Genomic DNA, 484 nt, shown 5'->3' on the forward strand with positions numbered 1-484 from the left:
GTATCAGAAGGAGTGTTTGACGGTGGACATGAAGCTTCCGGTTTCTTCACGTGATAATAAGGGTCTACTGATTCGGGATCTCGTGTACAATACGCTAAAAAGCAATATTATGGAATTAAAGCTTGAACCAGGCCGTCTTATTTCGGAGAAAGAAGTTATTGAGATGCTTCAAGTAAGCAAAACGCCTATTCGAGAAGCATTGGTTTTATTAGCTCAAGAGGATCTAATTGAGACCGTTCCTCAGAAGGGGACTTATATTTCACTAATTGATCTCGGCCTTGTGGAAGAAGCCAGATTTGTAAGGGAAACGATGGAAAGAGAGATTGTGCGCAGAGCTTGTCAGGATCTGAAAACCGAACAGATTATGCAGCTGCAGCATCTTCACTCTCTCCAGGAATTATGTGTGGAAGAAAAAAACTATGAACGTTTTTTTGAATTGGATGAAGAGTTCCATAGAACTATAATTGTGGGCTGTGGTAAACCC

1 protein-coding gene is annotated in these 484 nt (G+C 41.1%); it reads left to right on the top strand.

The features are described 5' to 3' along the window. Nucleotides 1–28: 28 nt before the first annotated feature. On the top strand, nt 29–484 hold a 456-nt coding region (locus AC1DUA_RS40480; RefSeq protein ID WP_477505001.1), incomplete at its 3' end, for a GntR family transcriptional regulator.

This window comes from Paenibacillus sp. 01T422 (genome assembly GCF_056398785.1).